This is a genomic window from Escherichia sp. E4385 (genome assembly GCF_963883145.1).
GTDB lineage: Bacteria > Pseudomonadota > Gammaproteobacteria > Enterobacterales > Enterobacteriaceae > Escherichia.
The window spans coordinates 104,993-125,243 of the sequence record NZ_CAWOOJ010000007.1; the positions used below are offsets into that span (position 1 = coordinate 104,993).

A 20,251-nucleotide genomic window follows, 5' to 3' on the forward strand; every position below is an offset into this window, starting at 1 on the left:
GTCTGGCATTATACGGGCAAAATTCTGTCGATTAGAATTGACTGATGCGTGGCGGGTATATTTTTTCGAGATTAAGCATAATGAATAACAACGAACAGGATACTCTGCCTGATCCCGCGATAGGCTATATCTTTCAGAATGATATTTTGGCGTTAAAGCAGGCGTTTTCACTGCCTGATATCGATTATGCCGATATTTCTCAGCGTGAGCAGTTAGCAGCGGCGTTAAAACGCTGGCCATTGTTGGCTGAGTTTGCGCAACAGAAGTAGGGGAGTAGTGAATGGCCGTACTGGGATTACAGGGGGTGCGGGGAGGTGTGGGTACAACAACCATCACCGCCGCGTTGGCCTGGGCATTGCAAATGTTGGGAGAAAATGTCCTGGTGGTTGATGCCTGCCCGGACAATTTGTTGCGCTTGTCGTTCAACGTTGATTTTACCCATCGTCAGGGCTGGGCCAGAGCCATACTGGATGGTCAGGACTGGCGAGATGCCGGGATGCGCTATACCTCGCAGCTCGATCTACTGCCTTTTGGTCAGTTAACCATTGAAGAGCAAGAGAATCCCCAGCACTGGCAAACTCAGTTGGGTGCAATTTGCGAAGGCTTGCAGCTGCTGCAGGCCAGTGGGCGTTATCAATGGATTTTGATCGACTTACCGCGCGACGCCTCGCAGATAACGCATCAAATCCTGAGCCTGTGCGATCACTCGCTGGCAATCGTTAAAGTGGATGCTAACTGCCATATTCGGCTGCATCAGCAAGCACTGCCTGCTGGCGCGCATATATTGATTAATGATTTCCGCATTGGCAGCCAGGTTCAGGAAGATATTTACCAGTTGTGGTTGCAAAGCCAGCGCCGGCTACTGCCAATGTTGATTCATCGCGATGAAGCGATGGCTGAATGCCTGGCGGCGAAACAACCGTTAGGTGAATACCGTAGTGATGCGCTGGCGGCGGAGGAAGTTCTGACGTTGGCAAACTGGTGCCTGTTGAACTATTCCGGGCTGAAAAAGCCAGTCGGGAGCGCGTCATGAGTATCTTGACCCGGTGGTTGCTTATCCCGCCGGTCAACGCGCGTCTTATCGGGCGTTATCGGGATTATCGTCGTCACGGCGCCTCGGCTTTCAGCGCGACGCTTGGCTGTTTTTGGCTGATCCTGGCCTGGGTGTTCATTCCGCTTGAACACCCGCGCTGGCAGCGTATTCGCGCAGAACATAAAAATCTTTACCCACATATCAACGCTTCGCGTCCGCGCCCGTTGGATCCGGTCCGCTATGTCATTCAGACTTGCTGGTTGTTGATCGGCGCTTCACGCAGAGAGACGCCAAAACCACGCTGGCGGGCATTTTCTGGCCTGCAGAATATCCGTGGGCGTTACCATCAATGGATGGACAAACTGCCAGAGCGTGTCAGCCAGAACACGCAACATCTTGATGAGAAAAAAGAACTGGGCCATCTGAGCACCGGAGCACGGCGTTTTATTCTTGGCGTCATTGTGACTTTCTCGCTGATTCTGGCGTTAATTTGCGTCACTCAGCCTTTTAACCCGTTGTCGCAATTTATCTTCCTGATGTTGCTGTGGGGCGTGGCGCTAATGGTGCGGCGTCTGCCAGGGCGCTTCTCGGCATTGATGTTGATTGTACTGTCGCTGACTGTCTCGTGTCGCTATATCTGGTGGCGATATACCTCGACGTTGAACTGGGATGATCCGGTCAGCCTGGTATGTGGCTTAATCCTGCTATTTGCGGAAACTTATGCGTGGATTGTGCTGGTGCTTGGCTACTTCCAGGTGGTATGGCCACTGAATCGTCAGCCAGTACCGCTGCCGAAAGACATGTCGCAATGGCCGTCGGTGGATATCTTTGTACCGACCTACAACGAAGATCTCAGCGTGGTGAAAAACACCATTTATGCTTCGCTGGGTATCGACTGGCCGAAAGACAAACTCAACATCTGGATCCTCGATGACGGCGGCAGGGAAGAGTTTCGCCAGTTTGCGCAAAACGTGGGGGTGAAATATATCGCCCGAACGACGCATGAACATGCGAAAGCAGGCAACATCAACAATGCACTGAAATATGCCAAAGGCGAGTTCGTGTCGATTTTCGACTGCGACCACGTTCCCACACGCTCGTTCCTGCAAATGACCATGGGCTGGTTCCTGAAAGAAAAGCAGTTGGCGATGATGCAGACGCCTCACCACTTCTTCTCACCAGATCCGTTCGAACGCAACCTGGGGCGTTTTCGTAAAACGCCGAACGAAGGCACGCTGTTCTACGGTCTGGTGCAGGACGGTAATGACATGTGGGATGCCACTTTCTTCTGCGGTTCCTGTGCGGTGATTCGTCGTAAGCCGTTGGACGAGATTGGCGGCATCGCGGTCGAAACCGTGACTGAAGATGCGCATACTTCTCTGCGTTTACACCGTCGTGGCTACACTTCCGCTTATATGCGTATTCCCCAGGCGGCTGGGCTGGCGACTGAAAGCCTTTCGGCGCACATTGGGCAACGTATCCGTTGGGCGCGTGGAATGGTGCAAATCTTCCGTCTTGATAACCCGCTTACTGGTAAAGGACTGAAGTTCGCTCAGCGGCTGTGCTACGTCAACGCTATGTTCCACTTCTTGTCGGGGATTCCACGGCTGATCTTCCTGACCGCACCGCTGGCGTTCCTGCTGCTGCACGCCTACATCATTTACGCGCCTGCGTTGATGATTGCCCTGTTTGTGCTGCCGCATATGATTCACGCCAGCCTGACCAACTCGAAGATTCAGGGTAAATATCGCCACTCCTTCTGGAGTGAAATCTACGAGACGGTGCTCGCCTGGTATATCGCCCCGCCGACGCTGGTGGCGCTGATTAACCCGCACAAAGGCAAATTTAACGTCACCGCCAAAGGTGGTCTGGTGGAGGAAGAGTACGTCGACTGGGTGATCTCGCGACCGTACATCTTCCTCGTATTACTCAACCTTGTCGGTGTTGCTGTCGGCATCTGGCGTTACTTCTATGGCCCGCCGACTGAAATGCTCACAGTGGTCGTTAGTATGGTTTGGGTGTTCTACAACCTGATTATTCTCGGCGGTGCAGTAGCGGTATCGGTAGAAAGCAAGCAGGTACGTCGTTCACACCGTGTTGAGATGACCATGCCAGCGGCGATTGCCCGGGAAGATGGGCATCTTTTCTCCTGCACCGTTCAGGACTTCTCTGACGGCGGCCTGGGGATCAAGATCAACGGTCAGGCGCAGATTCTGGAAGGACAGAAAGTGAATCTGCTGCTCAAACGCGGTCAGCAAGAGTATGCCTTCCCGACTCAGGTTGCGCGCGTGATGGGTAACGAAGTGGGGCTGCAATTGATGCCGCTCACTACCCAGCAACATATCGATTTTGTGCAGTGTACGTTTGCCCGTGCGGATACATGGGCGCTCTGGCAGGACAGCTACCCGGAAGATAAGCCGCTGGAAAGTCTGCTGGATATTCTGAAGCTCGGCTTCCGTGGCTACCGCCATCTGGCGGAGTTTGCGCCTTCTTCGGTGAAGGGCATTTTCCGTGTGCTGACTTCTCTGGTTTCCTGGGTTGTTTCGTTCATTCCGCGTCGCCCGGAGCGGAGCGAAACGGTACAACCATCGGATCAGGCTTTGGCTCAACAATGATGATAACGCGATGAAAAGAAAACTATTCTGGATTTGTGCAGTGGCTATGGGGATGAGTGCGTTCCCCTCTTTCATGACGCAGGCGACACCGACGACGCAACCACTGATCAATGCTGAGCCAACTGTGCCTGCCCAGGCGGAGCAAAATCCGCGGGTCGGACAGGTGATGCCAGGCGTGCAGGGCGCGGACGCGCCCATCGTGGCGCAGAATGGCCCTTCGCGCGATGTGAAGCTGACCTTTGCGCAAATCGCGCCGCCGCCGGGTAGCATGGTACTGCGTGGCATTAACCCAAACGGCAGCATAGAGTTTGGTATGCGCAGTGATGAAGTAGTGACGAAGGCGATGCTTAACCTTGAATATACGCCGTCGCCATCACTGCTGCCGATACAGTCGCAGTTGAAAGTCTATCTGAACGATGAGTTGATGGGCGTGCTGCCAGTGACCAAAGAGCAGTTGGGTAAAAAGACGTTGGCGCAAATGCCGATTAATCCGCTGTTTATCACCGACTTCAACCGCGTGCGGCTGGAGTTTGTTGGTCATTATCAGGATGTCTGTGAAAACCCGGCCAGCACAACGCTCTGGCTGGATGTTGGACGCAGTAGCGGACTGGATCTGACATATCAATCACTGAATGTGAAAAATGATCTGTCGCACTTCCCGATTCCGTTTTTCGACCCGAGGGATAACCGAGCCAATACGTTGCCGATAGTTTTTGCTGGTGCGCCGGATGTTGGTCTGCAACAGGCTTCGGCGATTGTTGCGTCGTGGTTTGGTTCTCGATCTGGCTGGCGCGGACAGAACTTCCCGGTACTCTATAATCAGCTTCCGGACCGCAATGCGATTGTCTTTGCGACCAATGACAAGCGACCGGACTTCCTGCGCGATCATCCGGCAGTAAAAGCCCCGGTGATTGAGATGATCAACCATCCGGAGAATCCTTACGTCAAATTGTTGGTGGTCTTTGGGCGTGATGACAAAGATCTATTGCAGGCGGCGAAAGGCATTGCTCAGGGCAATATTTTGTTCCGTGGTGACAGCGTAGTGGTGAACGATGTTAAACCGCTATTGCCACGTAAACCGTACGATGCGCCAAACTGGGTGCGAACCGATCGTCCGGTCACCTTTGGTGAGCTGAAAACCTATGAAGAACAGTTACAGTCCAGCGGGCTGGAGCCGGCAGCGATTAATATCTCGCTGAACTTGCCGCCAGATCTCTACCTGATGCGCAGCACCGGTATCGATATGGATATCAACTATCGCTACACCATGCCGCCGGTGAAAGATAGCTCGCGGATGGATATCAGCCTGAACAACCAGTTCCTGCAATCTTTCAACCTGAGCAGTAAACAGGAGGCGAACCGCCTGCTGCTGCGGATCCCGGTGTTGCAAGGTTTGCTGGATGGTAAAACCGATGTCTCCATTCCGGCGCTGAAACTGGGGGCGACCAACCAGTTGCGTTTCGATTTTGAGTATATGAACCCAATGCCGGGTGGTTCGGTGGATAACTGTATTACCTTCCAGCCGGTGCAGAATCACGTCGTGATTGGTGACGACTCTACCATCGACTTCTCGAAGTATTACCACTTCATCCCGATGCCGGATCTGCGCGCGTTTGCTAATGCGGGCTTCCCGTTCAGCCGGATGGCGGATTTGTCGCAAACCATTACCGTGATGCCAAAAACACCAAACGAAGCGCAGATGGAAACACTGCTTAATACGGTGGGCTTTATTGGTGCACAGACGGGCTTCCCGGCGATCAACCTGACGGTGACCGATGATGGCAGCACCATTCAGGGGAAAGACGCCGATATCATGATAATTGGCGGTATCCCGGACAAGTTAAAAGATGACAAGCAGATCGATCTGCTGGTGCAGGCTACCGAAAGTTGGGTGAAAACGCCGATGCGCCAGACTCCGTTCCCCGGCATTGTACCTGACGAAAACGACCGCGCAGCAGAAACTCAGTCCACGCTGACCTCTTCTGGTGCGATGGCGGCGGTGATTGGCTTCCAGTCACCGTATAACGACCAGCGCAGCGTAATTGCGTTACTGGCGGATAGTCCACGTGGTTACGAGATGCTCAACGATGCGGTGAACGACAGCGGTAAACGCGCCACTATGTTTGGTTCCGTAGCGGTGATTCGCGAGTCCGGTGTTAACAGCCTGCGCGTTGGCGACGTCTATTACGTCGGTCATCTGCCGTGGTTTGAACGTTTATGGTACGCACTGGCGAACCATCCGATTCTGCTGGCGATACTGGCGGCAATCAGCGTGGTGCTGCTGGCATGGGTACTGTGGCGTCTGCTGCGCATCATCAGCCGTCGTCGTCTTAATCCGGATAATGAGTAATCGATGATGAAAGTTTTGCGTAGTGGGATCGTGACGATGCTGCTGTTGGCTGCCTTCAGTGTTCAGGCAGCCTGCAACTGGCCTGCCTGGGAGCAGTTCAAAAAGGATTACATCAGTCAGGAAGGGCGCGTCATTGACCCCAGTGATGCACGCAAAATTACCACCTCTGAAGGGCAAAGCTACGGCATGTTCTTTGCCCTGGCGGCTAATGATCGTGCGACATTTGACAACCTACTTGACTGGACCCAGAACAATCTTGCTCAGGGGGCCTTAAACGAACATTTGCCTGCCTGGCTGTGGGGCAAAAAAGAGAACAGTAAGTGGGAAGTGCTGGACAGCAATTCGGCCTCTGATGGTGATATCTGGATGGCCTGGTCGTTGCTTGAGGCGGGGCGATTGTGGAAAGAGCAGCGTTATACCGACATCGGCAGCGCATTGTTAAAACGCATTGCGCAAGAGGAAGTGGTGACGGTGCCGGGGCTGGGGTCCATGCTGTTACCGGGAAAAGTCGGCTTTGCCGAGAATAACAGCTGGCGTTTGAACCCGAGTTATCTACCACCGACGCTGGCGCAGTATTTCACCCGCTTTGGCGCGCCCTGGACTACGCTGCACGAAACGAATCAACGTTTGCTGCTGGAAACTGCCCCGAAAGGTTTTTCGCCTGACTGGGTGCGTTATGAAAAAGATAAAGGCTGGCAGCTGAAAGCTGAAAAAACGCTGATCAGCAGCTATGACGCCATTCGCGTTTATATGTGGGTCGGCATGATGCCAGATACTGATCCGCAAAAAGCACGGCTGTTAGCGCGTTTTAAACCGATGGCGACATTTACTGAGAAGAACGGCTATCCGCCGGAGAAAGTTGATGTCGCTACGGGTAAAGCGCAGGGGCAAGGGCCGGTAGGTTTTTCTGCGGCTATGTTGCCGTTTCTTCAGGACCGTGACGCGCAGGCTGTACAGCGCCAGCGTGTGGCAGATAACTTTCCTGGCAGCGATGCCTATTACAATTATGTGCTGACCCTGTTCGGACAAGGCTGGGATCAACACCGTTTCCGCTTCTCGACAAAAGGTGAGTTATTACCGGACTGGGGCCAGGAATGCGCAAATTCACACTAAACATCCTCACACTTTCCCTCGGTCTGGCTGTGATGCCGATGGTCGAGGCGGCGCCAACCGCCCAGCAACAGTTACTGGAGCAGGTACGAGTTGGCGAAGCGACTCATCGCGAAGACCTGGTGCAGCAGTCGCTGTATCGTCTGGAACTTATTGATCCGAATAACCCGGACGTCGTTGCTGCCCGCTTTCGCTCTCTGTTACGGCAGGGTGATGTTGATGGGGCGCAAAAACAACTCGACCGATTGTCGCAATTAGCGCCGAGTTCAAACGCTTACAAATCGTCGCGGACGACGATGTTGCTTTCCACGCCGGATGGTCGCCAGGCACTGCAACAGGCACGATTGCAGGCCACCACCGGGCATGCGGAAGAAGCCGTGGCGGGTTACAACAAACTGTTCAACGGGGCGCCGCCGGAAGGTGACATTGCCGTAGAGTACTGGAGTACCGTGGCGAAAATTCCGGCTCGCCGTGGCGAAGCGATTAATCAGCTAAAACGCATCAATGCGGATACGCCGGGCAACACGGGCCTGCAAAACAATCTGGCGCTATTGCTGTTTAGCAGCGATCGCCGTGACGAAGGTTTTGCGGTGCTGGAGCAGATGGCGAAATCTAACGCCGGTCGTGATGGTGCTTCTAAAATCTGGTACGGGCAGATTAAAGACATGCCTGTCAGCGATGCCAGCGTGCAGGCGCTGAAAAAATATCTCTCAATATTTAGCGATGGCGACAACGTGGCTGCTGCACAATCGCAACTGGCAGAACAACAAAAACAACTGGCCGATCCTGCTTTCCGCGCTCGTGCGCAAGGTTTAGCGGCGGTGGATTCAGGCATGGCGGGTAAAGCTATCCCTGAGTTGCAACTGGCGGTGCGTGCTAACCCGAAAGACAGTGAAGCGCTGGGGGCGCTGGGCCAGGCGTATTCCCAGAAAGGCGATCGTGCCAATGCGGTGGTGAATCTGGAGAAAGCCCTCGCGCTGGACCCGCACAGCAGCAACAACGACAAATGGAACAGCCTGCTGAAAGTAAACCGCTACTGGCTGGCGATCCAACAAGGCGATGCCGCGCTTAAAGCGAACAATCCTGATCAAGCGGAACGTTTATTCCAGCAGGCGCGCAATGTAGATAATACTGACAGCTATGCGGTGCTGGGGCTGGGTGATGTGGCGATGGCGCGCAAAGATTACCCTGCAGCCGAACGTTATTATCAGCAGACGCTACGGATGGACAGCGGCAACACCAACGCCGTGCGCGGTCTGGCGAATCTTTATCGCCAGCAATCGCCGGAAAAGGCTGAAGCATTTATTGCCTCGCTCTCTGCCAGCCAGCGGCGCAGCGTTGACGATATTGAACGTAGTCTGCAAAACGACCGTTTGTCACAGCAGGCCGAAGCGCTGGAAAAACAGGGCAAATGGGCGCAGGCAGCAGCACTTCAGCGCCAGCGACTGGCGCTGGACCCCGGCAGTGTGTGGATTACTTACCGACTTTCGCAGGATCTCTGGCAGGCCGGACAACGCAGCCAGGCAGATACTCTGATGCGCAATCTGGCGCAGCAGAAGCCGAACGACCCGGAGCAGGTTTACGCCTACGGGCTGTATCTCTCCGGTCATGATCAGGACCGGGCGGCACTGGCGCATATCAACAGCCTGCCGCGCGCGCAGTGGAACAGCAATATTCATGAACTGGTGAACCGGCTGCAAAGCGATCAGGTGCTGGAAACAGCCAATCGCCTGCGTGAAAGCGGCAAAGAAGCCGAAGCGGAAGCGATGCTGCGTCAGCAGCCACCTTCCACACGCATTGATCTCACCCTGGCCGACTGGGCGCAGCAACGGCGCGATTACACCGCCGCCCGTGCGGCTTATCAGAACGTTTTGACGCGCGAGCCAACTAACGCCGATGCCATTCTTGGTCTGACGGAAGTGGATATCGCTGCTGGTGACAACGCGGCGGCACGCAGCCAGCTGGCGAAACTGCCCGCCACCGATAACGCCTCTCTGAACACTCAGCGGCGCGTGGCGCTGGCGCAGGCGCAGCTTGGCGATACCGCAGCGGCGCAGCAGACATTTAACAAGCTGATCCCGCAGGCAAAATCTCAGCCGCCGTCGATGGAAAGCGCGATGGTACTGCGCGATGGTGCGAAGTTTGAAGCACAGGCGGGCGAGCCAAAGCAGGCGCTGGAAACCTACAAAGACGCGATGGTCGCATCCGGTGTGACCACGACGCGTCCGCAGGATAACGACACCTTTACCCGACTGACCCGCAACGACGAGAAAGATGACTGGCTGAAACGCGGCGTACGTAGCGATGCGGCGGACCTCTATCGTCAGCAGGATCTTAACGTCACCCTGGAGCACGACTACTGGGGATCGAGCGGCACTGGCGGATACTCCGATCTGAAAGCGCACACCACCATGTTGCAGGTAGATGCGCCATATGCGGACGGACGAATGTTCTTCCGCAGCGATTTCGTCAATATGAATGTCGGCAGTTTCTCCACCAACGACGACGGCACGTGGGACAACAACTGGGGGACCTGTACGTTACAAGATTGTAGCGGCAATCGCAGTCAGTCGGATTCTGGCGCCAGCGTGGCGGTCGGCTGGCGAAATGACGTCTGGAGTTGGGATATTGGCACCACGCCGATGGGCTTCAATGTCGTGGACGTGGTCGGTGGCGTTAGTTACAGCGATGATATCGGGCCGCTTGGCTACACCGTTAACGCCCATCGCCGACCTATTTCCAGTTCATTACTTGCCTTCGGCGGACAGAAAGACTCTCCGAGCAATACCGGGAAAAAATGGGGCGGCGTACGTGCCGATGGTGTGGGGTTAAGTCTGAGCTATGATAAAGGCGAGGCAAACGGCGTCTGGGCATCACTTAGCGGTGATCAGTTAACCGGCAAAAATGTCGAAGATAACTGGCGCGTGCGCTGGATGACGGGCTATTACTATAAAGTCATCAACCAGAATAATCGCCGCGTCACTATCGGCCTGAACAACATGATCTGGCATTACGACAAAGACCTGAGTGGGTACTCACTTGGGCAGGGCGGCTATTACAGCCCGCAGGAATATCTGTCGTTTGCCGTACCGGTGATGTGGCGTGAGCGCACGGAAAACTGGTCATGGGAGCTGGGCGCGTCTGGCTCATGGTCGCACTCGCGCACTAAAACCATGCCGCGTTATCCGCTGATGAACCTGATTCCGAATGACTGGAAAGACGACGCCGCTGACCAGACCAACGGTGGCGGCAGCAGCCAGGGTTTTGGCTACACGGCGCGGGCGTTACTTGAACGACGCGTCACATCCAACTGGTTTGTCGGCACGGCGATTGATATCCAACAGGCGAAAGATTATGCGCCAAGCCATTTCCTGCTCTACGTACGGTATTCTGCCGCCGGATGGCAGGGCGATATGGATTTACCGCCACAGCCGCTGATACCTTACGCCGACTGGTAAGTTTTCAGATAGCGCCTCTCTTAATGCCGCTGCGATCGGGTATACTCGGGCGGCAGTCTGGGATTTCCGGGGGAGAGATAATTTGCGCGTTAGTCGTTCGTTAACAATCAAGCAGATGGCAATGGTGGCGGCCGTTGTTCTGGTGTTTGTCTTTGTTTTTTGCACCGTTTTGCTGTTCCACCTGGTACAGCAGAATCGCTATAACACGGCTACGCAACTGGAAAGCATTGCTCGTTCTGTCCGCGAACCCTTGTCCTCAGCCATCCTCAAAGGGGATATTCCCCAGGCGGAGGCCATTCTCTCCAGCATCAAACCTGCGGGCGTGGTCAGCCGCGCAGATGTGGTGCTGCCTAACCAGTTCCAGGCGCTGCGTAAAAGTTTTATTCCTGAACGCCCGGTGCCGGTAATGGTTACCCGACTGCTCGAACTACCGGTGCAAATCTCGCTGGGCGTTTACTCGCTAGAGCGCCCGGCAAACCCACAACCGATTGCCTATCTGGTGTTACAGGCGGATTCCTTCCGCATGTATAAGTTCGTGATGAGTACGCTCTCCACGTTAGTGACCATTTACTTACTTTTGTCGCTCATCCTGACAGTGGCGATTAGCTGGTGTATTAACCGACTGATATTACATCCTTTACGCAATATTGCTCGTGAGCTGAACGCCATTCCACCGCAAGAGATTATCGGCCATCAGCTGGCGCTGCCGCGTCTGCATCAGGACGATGAAATAGGTATGCTGGTGCGCAGTTATAACCTTAACCAGCAACTGTTGCAGCGTCATTATGAAGAGCAGATCGAAAACGCGATGCGCTTCCCGGTGTCGGACTTGCCAAACAAAGCCCTGCTGATGGAGATGCTGGAACAGGTGGTGACGCGTAAACAGACTACTGCGCTGATGATTATCACCTGCGAAACCCTGCGCGACACCGCCGGTGTGCTGAAAGAGGCGCAGCGGGAAATCCTGCTACTTACGCTGGTGGAAAAACTCAAGTCGGTGCTGTCGCCGCGCATGGTTCTCGCGCAGGTCAGTGGCTATGACTTCGCTGTTATCGCCAACGGTGTGCAGGAGCCGTGGCACGCTATTACGTTAGGTCAGCAAGTACTCACTATCATGCGCGAGCCTTTGCCGATTGATCGCATTCAACTGCGCCCACACTGTAACATCGGCGTGGCGATGTTCTATGGCGATATCACCGCCGAACAACTTTATGGTCGTGCTATTTCTGCGGCGTTTACTGCTCGTCATAAAGGGAAGAATCAGATTCAGTTCTATGATCCGCAGCAGATGGAAGCCGCTCAACAGCGGCTGACGGAAGAGAGCGATATCCTTAATGCTCTTGAAAATCATCAGTTTGCGATTTGGCTACAACCACAAGTTGAGATGACCAGCGGCAAATTAGTCAGCGCGGAAGTGTTATTGCGTATCCAGCAACCGGATGGGAGTTGGGACCTACCGGATGGGTTAATTGATCGTATTGAGTCTTGTGGACTGATGGTTACCGTCGGTCACTGGGTGCTGGAAGAGTCATGCCGACTGCTTGCCGCCTGGCAGGAGCGCGGCATTATGCTGCCATTATCGGTGAACATCTCAGCTCTGCAACTGATGCACCCGAATATGGTGGCGGATATGCTGGAACTGCTAACGCGCTATCGTGTTCAGCCAGGAACGCTGATTCTGGAAGTGACAGAAAGCCGACGCATTGATGACCCTCACGCGGCGGTGGCAATCCTTCGTCCGCTGCGCAACGCCGGAGTACAGGTGGCGCTGGATGATTTCGGTATGGGCTATTCAGGGTTGCGTCAGTTGCAGCATATGAAATCTCTCCCGGTGGACGTTTTAAAAATCGACAAAATGTTCATTGATGGTTTGCCGGAAGATAGCAGCATGATTGCCGCGATTATCATGTTGGCGAAAAGCCTGAATCTGCAAATCATTGCTGAAGGCGTAGAAACAGAAGCGCAACGTGACTGGTTGGCAAAGGCGGGCGTTGGAATTGCCCAGGGCTTCCTTTTTGCACGTCCACTTCCCATTGAAATCTTCGAAGAAAGTTACCTGGAAGAAAAATAGCTACCCCAAACTGATTACAAAACTTTAAAAAGTGCTGGTTTGTGCGAGCCAGCTCAAACTTTTTAACCTTTTTGTTTCAATTATGATCCAGGTACATTTCTGTGATGTTGTCTGGGTGTTATTTTAAGGCCGCAGGTACCCCATAACCTTACAAGACCTGTGGTTTTACTAAAGGACACCCTATGAAAACCTCTCTGTTTAAAAGCCTTTACTTTCAGGTCCTGACAGCGATAGCCATTGGTATTCTCCTTGGCCATTTCTACCCTGAAATAGGCGAGCAAATGAAACCGCTTGGCGACGGATTCGTTAAGCTCATTAAGATGATCATCGCTCCCGTCATCTTTTGTACTGTCGTCACTGGCATTGCGGGCATGGAAAGCATGAAGGCGGTCGGTCGTACCGGCGCAGTCGCACTGCTTTACTTTGAGATAGTCAGTACCATCGCGCTGATTATTGGTCTTATTATCGTTAACGTTGTACAGCCAGGTGCTGGAATGAACGTCGATCCGGCGAGTCTGGATGCGAAAGCGGTAGCCGTTTACGCCGCGCAGGCGAAAGACCAGGGCATTGTCGCCTTCATTATGGATGTCATCCCGGCGAGCGTCATTGGCGCGTTTGCCAGCGGTAACATTCTGCAGGTGCTGCTGTTTGCCGTACTGTTTGGTTTTGCGTTGCACCGTCTGGGCAGCAAAGGCCAGCTGATTTTTAACGTTATCGAAAGTTTCTCGCAGGTCATCTTCGGCATCATCAATATGATCATGCGCCTGGCACCGATTGGGGCGTTTGGGGCGATGGCATTTACCATCGGTAAATACGGCGTCGGAACACTGGTGCAGCTGGGGCAGCTGATTATCTGCTTCTACATCACCTGTATCCTGTTTGTGGTGCTGGTACTGGGTTCAATCGCTAAAGCGACCGGTTTCAGTATCTTCAAATTTATCCGCTACATTCGTGAAGAACTGCTGATTGTGTTGGGAACATCGTCTTCCGAATCGGCGCTGCCACGTATGCTCGACAAGATGGAAAAACTCGGCTGCCGGAAATCGGTGGTGGGGTTGGTCATCCCGACAGGCTACTCGTTTAACCTTGATGGCACATCGATATACCTGACGATGGCGGCGGTATTTATCGCCCAGGCTACCAACAGTCAGATGGATATCGTCCACCAAATCACGCTATTAATCGTGTTGCTGCTTTCTTCTAAAGGGGCGGCAGGGGTTACGGGCAGTGGCTTTATCGTGCTGGCGGCGACACTTTCAGCCGTAGGCCATTTACCGGTGGCGGGGCTAGCGCTGATCCTCGGTATCGATCGCTTCATGTCGGAAGCTCGTGCGCTGACTAACCTGGTCGGTAACGGTGTAGCAACCATCGTGGTCGCTAAGTGGGTTAAAGAACTGGACCACAAAAAACTGGACGATGTGCTGAATAATCGTGCGCCAGAAGGCAAAACGCACGAATTATCCTCTTAATCTCACCTCTTATGCCCGCACTCCCTTCCCCGAGTGCGGGTGTTTGCGCATAATTGCCCCCTGTGCCTGAACTTACCACCTGGGTGAGTTCAGGTTTATTTCACTTCTTCCGTGACATTTCCATGTTCTTGCGGTCTAACACGAAGTGTTTTTAACGTTATTCAGACTGACCGATAACGGGCAGTCTTTTATTACCAGGATAGTTGATCAGGGGTTCACATGCAGGGCACAAAAATTCGACTTTTAGCGGGCGGTTTGCTGGTGATGGCCACTGCTGGCTATGTGCAGGCAGATGCGCTCCAGCCTGATCCAGCATGGCAACAGGGGACGCTCTCCAACGGTTTACAGTGGCAAGTGTTGACCACGCCCCAGCGTCCCAGCGATCGTGTTGAAATTCGCCTGCTGGTTAATACTGGTTCGCTCGCCGAAAGTACCCAACAGAGCGGTTATAGTCATGCTATTCCCCGCATCGCGCTGACGCAAAGCGGTGGCCTTGAAGCGGCACAGGCACGTTCATTGTGGCAACAGGGGATCGACCCTAAGCGCCCGATGCCACCGGTGATCGTTTCTTACGACACCACGCTGTTTAATCTTAGTCTGCCAAATAACCGCAACGACTTGCTGAAAGAGGCGCTCTCTTATCTGGCAAATGCCAGTGGCAAACTGACCATTACACCAGAAACCATCAACCACGCGCTGCAAAGTCAGGACATGGTGGCAACCTGGCCTGCCGACACCAAAGAAGGCTGGTGGCGTTATCGCCTGAAGGGATCGACTTTATTAGGTCACGATCCTGCCGATCCGCTGAAACAACCCGTTGAAGCGGAAAAGATTAAAGATTTCTACCAGAAATGGTACACCCCGGATGCAATGACGCTGCTGGTGGTGGGGAACGTTGATGCGCGCTCGGTTGTAGACCAAATCAACAAAACGTTTGGCGAACTGAAAGGCAAACGTGAAACACCGGCTCCGGTGCCGACGCTTTCTCCTCTGCGTGCGGAAGCGGTGAGCATTATGACCGACGCAGTGCGTCAGGATCGGTTATCCATCATGTGGGATACGCCGTGGCAGCCGATTCGTGAATCAGCCGCACTGCTGCGCTACTGGCGTGCGGACCTGGCCCGTGAGGCGCTGTTCTGGCACGTTCAGCAAGCATTAAGCGCCAGTAACAGTAAAGACATTGGTCTTGGATTTGACTGCCGTGTGCTGTATCTGCGTGCGCAGTGTGCCATCAACATCGAGTCACCAAATGACAAGCTGAACAGCAACCTTAATCTGGTGGCGCGTGAGCTGGCGAAAGTTCGTGATAAAGGTCTGCCGGAAGAAGAGTTCAACGCTCTGGTTGCGCAAAAGAAACTGGAGCTGCAGAAATTGTTTGCTGCTTATGCGCGAGCTGATACCGATATTCTGATGGGCCAGCGGATGCGTTCGTTGCAAAATCAGGTTGTCGATATCGCGCCGGAGCAATATCAGAAACTGCGTCAGGATTTCCTCAACAGCCTGACGGTAGAAATGTTAAATCAGGATTTGCGTCAGCAACTGTCGAACGACATGGCGTTAATTCTGTTGCAGCCGAAAGGTGAGCCGGAATTTAACATGAAAGAGTTGCAGGCCGCATGGGATCAAATCATGGCCCCATCGACTGCGGCTGTGACTACATCCGTAGCCACGGATGACGTCCATCCTGAAGTTTCGGATATTCCACCCGCGCAGTAATAAATAACCCGGCAGCGTTTCTTCTACGCTGCCGGGATTAACGGTAATGAATAACGTAGTCTGAATGATATGCGTCAGCAGTTTTCGCCAGTCCGTAAGGAGAGCCTTTCTCATCCCTGTAAGGTTATTTCTTCAGATCCTTCTTAAACACTGGTTCTGGACAATCACGACCAAAATGTGCAGCCCAGTCAAAAGGTTTACCGTTTTTCACGTAGCGTTGATAAATTAATGCACCGGTTTCTGGATCAAGGTATCTGACCCAACTTGCAGCATGGCATAACACGGCGGCCCATGTCTGGGTTTTGGGGTGAAGTAAATCGGCAGATTGTCCGGCCCATTCCGCAGCCTGCCAGCGGTAATGCAAAAAGTGATTATTTTTGTCAGGTACTGCATTAGCAAAACGACGGTTTTCTTTCTCACTTATCCAGCCGCTATCATTAGTGTAGGAATAAGGTGTGGAATATGCTCCGCTGGTAATAGCATAGTCTGGATACATTTCATAGGCGACGAGTTCGATGCCATTATATCGTAATAATCTTGCCGCCTCGTATTGCGCCTGCGCGCGCTCCTGATTATTGATATTATTATTTTGGCTTTTTTCCATTAAATCTGCCAGTTGCTGCGCCATTTTACGGTAATTTGGAATATCAAAGTAGCTGACGGCTTGCTGATATTGACCATTGCGAATAAACCTTCTGGCCAGTAATGCACGTAATTTTACGTCAGTTGGAATGAGCGTTGGGGGAACGAAGTAACCGCTATATTCTCTGTCATAATCATTTTCAGATGACTGCAAATTAAAGGGTTTTAGCTGTTGGCTGGGCGGTGGTACATTTTTATCAACAAACGTTTTTAACTCCTGTAACGTTAATACACTTTCCCCCACATCAGCTAAATCTGCCCAATAAGTATCTTTGCCTTTATAAAACAGCGTCATTGCTTGCAAGTAATCATCGCGCTTCAACGCCAGAATTGCTTGCTCGCCAGCAATACGACATGATGGCATAATGATCTCATTACCGTGGTAGTAATCACTTTCTGTCATCGGGTTGCCCCACGTTTCATTTTCCGGGAAGAATTTTGCCGCACTGGCATAATAGCGGGTCGCTAAAGGAATATTACCTTCACGCAGCGCCATTTTTGCGTTTAACCATTCGCGGAGGCCGCTTTCTGGCGCATCCTCTAATAAGACTTTCGTTAACGAGTAATCACCATTACGATAAGCTAATGCGGCCAGTCGATCGCTATAAGAAAATCCTTTTATCCGATGGCTCACCAACAAGTTGATCAATTTTTCACGTTGTGTTGTGCAGAAATATTCACTGTTTTCGGTAATGCACCCATCCTGGCTATACTCTCTGTCGTGACGAATAAAAAGCTCTGCGATGACCAGTTTCTGAACTATGGGATCATCAATAATATTTTCTAAAAGGGCGAAATTTTTTTCATTTGTCAGATACAGTGCAATTCTACGTAATGAGATTTTACCTACGGGGGAACCTTGTGCAGCCTGTTGCGCATAATATGTGATGGCTCCATTCATATCTGCTTTATTCAGCCGGTAAAAACCTAACTGCCCCAAGCTGGCGAGAGAGAGTTGTTCGGGGTCTGGCTCACCATTGCGAACTTCTTCTATAATTTGTTGATAAAGTTTAATCCCCTTTATGGATTCCTCACTATGATACGCGCCAGTATTATAAGCTAACTCGTCATTTTCACCTGAATCGAATATTTTACGGGCCTGGGTATACATTGCCTTCAGCCGCCATTCACCTTGTTCGCTTTTGGGTAAGGCTAATAATTTATCGAACCAGGGGCTGTCATAGATGAAGTGATAAAAGTCTATGGCTCCCAGATAATAGAGTCGTTCTGCTGTAGGTAGTTTTGTCTTCAGTTTCTCTGCTATCTCTTGTAGACGTTTTTCGCGAGTGTAATGCTGATAATCGGTATCCTTTTGCGTTTCTCTGTACTGATAATAGTCCTCTAAATCGTTTGGTTCGATCTCTGGCTGCCATAAAGGTAAACGTGGATCGCGTTCGACTAAATGGCGAGCTTCATATATGAAACTGCCATTAGGCATTTCTGTTAATGTGTGTTGTCGATCATGCAAAAGTGAGTTCGGCGCATAAGGCCCGCAAGCATAAGCGTTCTCGCAAATGAGCGTGAATAACACAACGCTGGCAATCCGCGATATCTCATGGCGTAACATTAAACTCTCCTTGTAGTTTTTGATTGCAGCGCGCCCATCCCAGCGGACTGCTTTCTCCGGCGCGCAGTTGCCTGGCGCTTCCTCTCACAAAATTCAGGCTGGATGGCCCGGGTTGCACCTGATAGTGGCTGGCTCCATCAGCGAATAGACAATCTGCATTGGGCAGAATTATTTTTTTTGGCAACGGCGCATCAATTTCGCCGCTGTTTTTAATAGCCAGATCAAAAAGCTGTTCGTCTGCATGTTGAGCAATAATTAACGACCAGCGTGGGGCCAGCGGTTGATGCTGAATCACGGCTTCCAGCGTCGTCAGTGACCAGGCGCGGCGATCGCCTGCTAACGGTAGCCGAAACCATACCAGCCCCTGTAATCCACGCGGTGGTTGCTGTTCTAAATATTGAATGAAATCGGCAATGGTTTGCGGTGGCACACTTAATTCACGCATCTCTTCGGCAACGTATAACGGAGCTTCACTCTCGACGCGATTATCACTGGTGAGCGCAGAACCGTAAGCGGGCAATGCGACGAAAAAAGGATGCGAGGTTTGTCTGGCATATTGCTTTACCCAACGCTGCGCCAGACTGGCATCTAACAGGCCTTTTTCGGGCGAAAGCACGTTATGTACCTGTAAAACCGAAGAGTCCGCAATGCGCAATAATCGGGCGAGATGTGGTGATTCAAGCCAGGTCGGCAGGGCGGTAACGCTAAGTTTTATATTTGCAGGAAGCGTCTGATGTAACGCACTAAGAAGTGTCATATATTCCGGCAATTTTGCTGTTGGCGCGTCATAATCAATTTCCACACCTGCCAGCGTAACCCCTGCCTTTTGCCACTCACGTAGGGTCTGTTGAATATGCTGGATAACTTGCTGGTTATTAAACCGTGTAAGCTGGCCATCGAGTCGCGCGACCAGCCAGACCGGGCGCCCATCTTGCTTAATAAGTGAAGTATTAACCGTAAAGTGTCGGATGCCTTCTTGCGGGTGAAATTGCATCCCAAGTATGCGTAGCGTAGAGAAAAGTTGGCGGCTTCGTTTTAGTGCCTCGTTATGTTCTGCTGTCCAGACGCGTTGCCAGATATAGACTTGCTGATCAAAGCGAAGCGGTTGTGAAGGGGTAAATAAAATATGCAGCCCGTAGCCCAGGCCGATCAGAAGAAGTAAAGCTGCAAAAATCCTTTTGCAAGATGGCATATTGTTACGGCATTGCGATTATCAACAGGCTGATAGTGTACCGCTGTAACTATTAACGGAGAACGAATATCTATCCGTTCTCCGTCAAAAACCATTATTCCGGCATTGCTTCACGCGGGATAATCGCGCCGCGATACTGAATAACGGTACTTGCAGTCAAATGCCCACGTTTCGCGGCATCTTCCGCACTACCGCCTGTCAGACGTACCGCCAGATAACCGGCGCTGAAAGAGTCGCCAGCTGCGGTGGTATCGATCACTTTTTCTTTCGGCAGTTTCACCGCCGGAACATCCACTAACCCTTCACCTGCAATGGACACCAGGCAAGAATCAGCCCCGCGTTTCACCACCACTTCTTTCACGCCTGCTTTATGGGTGCGCGCAATGACGTCTTCCACCGGTTGTTGACCCCACAGCGCGTCTTCGTCGTCCAGCGTCAGGAAGGCGATATCCGTGCATTCCAGCATTTGCTGATACACCTGCTGCGTCTCTTCTTTGCTGGCCCACAGGCGCGGACGGTAGTTATTGTCGAAAATCACTTTTCCGCCATTGGCGCGGCATTCGCGCAGCAGGGAAAGCAGTTTTTCGCGGCTGGTTGGGCTTAAAATCGCCAGGCTAATCCCGCTAAGGTAGAGATAATCGAATTTCGCCAGCTCTGCGCAAATCGCCGCTGACTGCTCGCTTTCCAGCCAGAATTTGGCCGCGGCTTCGTTACGCCAGTAGTAGAACGTACGTTCGCCAGTGTCATCGGTTTCAATGTAGTAAAGGCCCGGCAGGCGGTTTTCCATCCGTTGGGTCAGGGAAGTATCAACGTTCTCGCCGTGCCAGGCGTCCAACATCTGCTGACTAAAACTGTCCGTTCCAAGCGCCGTCACGTAATGAACGGTTAATGCCGCAGGATCGACCTGACGGGCGATATAGACGGAGGTGTTCAGGGTATCGCCGCCGAAACCGCGCTTAACGTCTGCGCCTTTCTCGGAAAGCTCAATCATGCATTCGCCAATCACGGCAATCTTTTTGGACATAGTC

12 protein-coding genes are annotated in these 20,251 nt (G+C 52.5%); 9 read left to right on the forward strand and 3 right to left on the reverse strand.

Features of this window, described 5'->3' with window-relative positions; genetic code table 11:
- Window positions 1-80 precede the first annotated feature (80 nt).
- The 9 genes from bcsR (at window position 81) to AACS80_RS07290 (ending at window position 15,822) form a co-directional block, all read left to right on the forward strand.
- Complete coding sequence (bcsR, locus tag AACS80_RS07250; RefSeq protein WP_064527810.1) at window positions 81-269, forward strand: cellulose biosynthesis protein BcsR; 189 nt, start codon at window positions 81-83, stop codon at window positions 267-269.
- A gap of 11 nt (window positions 270-280) precedes the next feature.
- Window positions 281-1,033 carry a cellulose biosynthesis protein BcsQ gene (gene bcsQ, locus AACS80_RS07255; RefSeq protein ID WP_135410540.1) on the forward strand — a complete coding sequence of 251 codons (753 nt, stop codon included), beginning with the start codon at window positions 281-283 and terminating at the stop codon, window positions 1,031-1,033.
- Window positions 1,030-3,648: a UDP-forming cellulose synthase catalytic subunit gene (gene bcsA / locus AACS80_RS07260; RefSeq protein ID WP_135410539.1), complete on the forward strand. Its 2,619-nt coding sequence runs from the start codon at window positions 1,030-1,032 to the stop codon at window positions 3,646-3,648. Before bcsQ ends, bcsA begins: the two co-directional genes overlap by 4 nt.
- A gap of 10 nt (window positions 3,649-3,658) precedes the next feature.
- The gene (gene bcsB, locus AACS80_RS07265) at window positions 3,659-5,998 is read left to right on the forward strand and encodes a cellulose biosynthesis cyclic di-GMP-binding regulatory protein BcsB (RefSeq protein WP_130210110.1); all 2,340 of its coding nucleotides are present in this window, start codon (window positions 3,659-3,661) and stop codon (window positions 5,996-5,998) included.
- 6 nt (window positions 5,999-6,004) lie between these two features.
- Window positions 6,005-7,111, forward strand: a complete 1,107-nt coding sequence (gene bcsZ / locus AACS80_RS07270) for a cellulose synthase complex periplasmic endoglucanase BcsZ (RefSeq protein ID WP_135410568.1) — start codon at window positions 6,005-6,007, stop codon at window positions 7,109-7,111.
- Complete coding sequence (gene bcsC, locus AACS80_RS07275) at window positions 7,093-10,566, forward strand: cellulose synthase complex outer membrane protein BcsC (RefSeq protein ID WP_135410538.1); 3,474 nt, start codon at window positions 7,093-7,095, stop codon at window positions 10,564-10,566. The genes bcsZ and bcsC overlap by 19 nt, the downstream gene beginning before the upstream one ends.
- A gap of 82 nt (window positions 10,567-10,648) precedes the next feature.
- Window positions 10,649-12,637, forward strand: a complete 1,989-nt coding sequence (hmsP, locus tag AACS80_RS07280; protein ID WP_135405375.1) for a biofilm formation regulator HmsP — start codon at window positions 10,649-10,651, stop codon at window positions 12,635-12,637.
- Between the two features lie 182 nt (window positions 12,638-12,819).
- Window positions 12,820-14,106: a C4-dicarboxylate transporter DctC gene (gene dctA, locus AACS80_RS07285; RefSeq protein ID WP_130216296.1), complete on the forward strand. Its 1,287-nt coding sequence runs from the start codon at window positions 12,820-12,822 to the stop codon at window positions 14,104-14,106.
- 219 nt (window positions 14,107-14,325) lie between these two features.
- Entirely contained in the window at window positions 14,326-15,822 is a 1,497-nt protein-coding gene (locus AACS80_RS07290) for a M16 family metallopeptidase (protein ID WP_130210118.1), read from the forward strand.
- Window positions 15,823-15,946: 124 nt separating this feature from the next.
- Here the strand turns inward: AACS80_RS07290 and AACS80_RS07295 are convergent, their stop codons facing one another.
- The 3 genes from AACS80_RS07295 to kdgK form a co-directional block, all read right to left on the reverse strand.
- Entirely contained in the window at window positions 15,947-18,031 is a 2,085-nt protein-coding gene (locus AACS80_RS07295) for a hypothetical protein (RefSeq protein ID WP_138183730.1), read from the reverse strand.
- A complete protein-coding gene (locus AACS80_RS07300; RefSeq protein WP_135410537.1) occupies window positions 18,018-19,223 on the reverse strand; it encodes a DUF3142 domain-containing protein in 1,206 nt (401 codons plus the stop codon). The genes AACS80_RS07295 and AACS80_RS07300 overlap by 14 nt, the downstream gene beginning before the upstream one ends.
- A 94-nt stretch (window positions 19,224-19,317) precedes the next feature.
- Window positions 19,318-20,247: a 2-dehydro-3-deoxygluconokinase gene (gene kdgK / locus AACS80_RS07305; protein ID WP_130260942.1), complete on the reverse strand. Its 930-nt coding sequence runs from the start codon at window positions 20,245-20,247 to the stop codon at window positions 19,318-19,320.
- Window positions 20,248-20,251 lie beyond the last annotated feature (4 nt).

Bases quoted from the DNA above. Each gene is read 5' to 3' on its own strand.
- bcsR (WP_064527810.1), top strand. From the start codon at position 81: ATGAATAACAACGAACAGGATACTCTGCCTGATCCCGCGATAGGCTAT.
- bcsQ (WP_135410540.1), top strand. From the start codon at position 281: ATGGCCGTACTGGGATTACAGGGGGTGCGGGGAGGTGTGGGTACAACA.
- bcsA (WP_135410539.1), top strand. From the start codon at position 1,030: ATGAGTATCTTGACCCGGTGGTTGCTTATCCCGCCGGTCAACGCGCGT.
- bcsB (WP_130210110.1), top strand. From the start codon at position 3,659: ATGAAAAGAAAACTATTCTGGATTTGTGCAGTGGCTATGGGGATGAGT.
- bcsZ (WP_135410568.1), top strand. From the start codon at position 6,005: ATGAAAGTTTTGCGTAGTGGGATCGTGACGATGCTGCTGTTGGCTGCC.
- bcsC (WP_135410538.1), top strand. From the start codon at position 7,093: ATGCGCAAATTCACACTAAACATCCTCACACTTTCCCTCGGTCTGGCT.
- dctA (WP_130216296.1), top strand. From the start codon at position 12,820: ATGAAAACCTCTCTGTTTAAAAGCCTTTACTTTCAGGTCCTGACAGCG.
- AACS80_RS07290 (WP_130210118.1), top strand. From the start codon at position 14,326: ATGCAGGGCACAAAAATTCGACTTTTAGCGGGCGGTTTGCTGGTGATG.
- AACS80_RS07295 (WP_138183730.1), bottom strand. From the start codon at position 18,031: ATGTTACGCCATGAGATATCGCGGATTGCCAGCGTTGTGTTATTCACG.
- AACS80_RS07300 (WP_135410537.1), bottom strand. From the start codon at position 19,223: ATGCCATCTTGCAAAAGGATTTTTGCAGCTTTACTTCTTCTGATCGGC.
- kdgK (WP_130260942.1), bottom strand. From the start codon at position 20,247: ATGTCCAAAAAGATTGCCGTGATTGGCGAATGCATGATTGAGCTTTCC.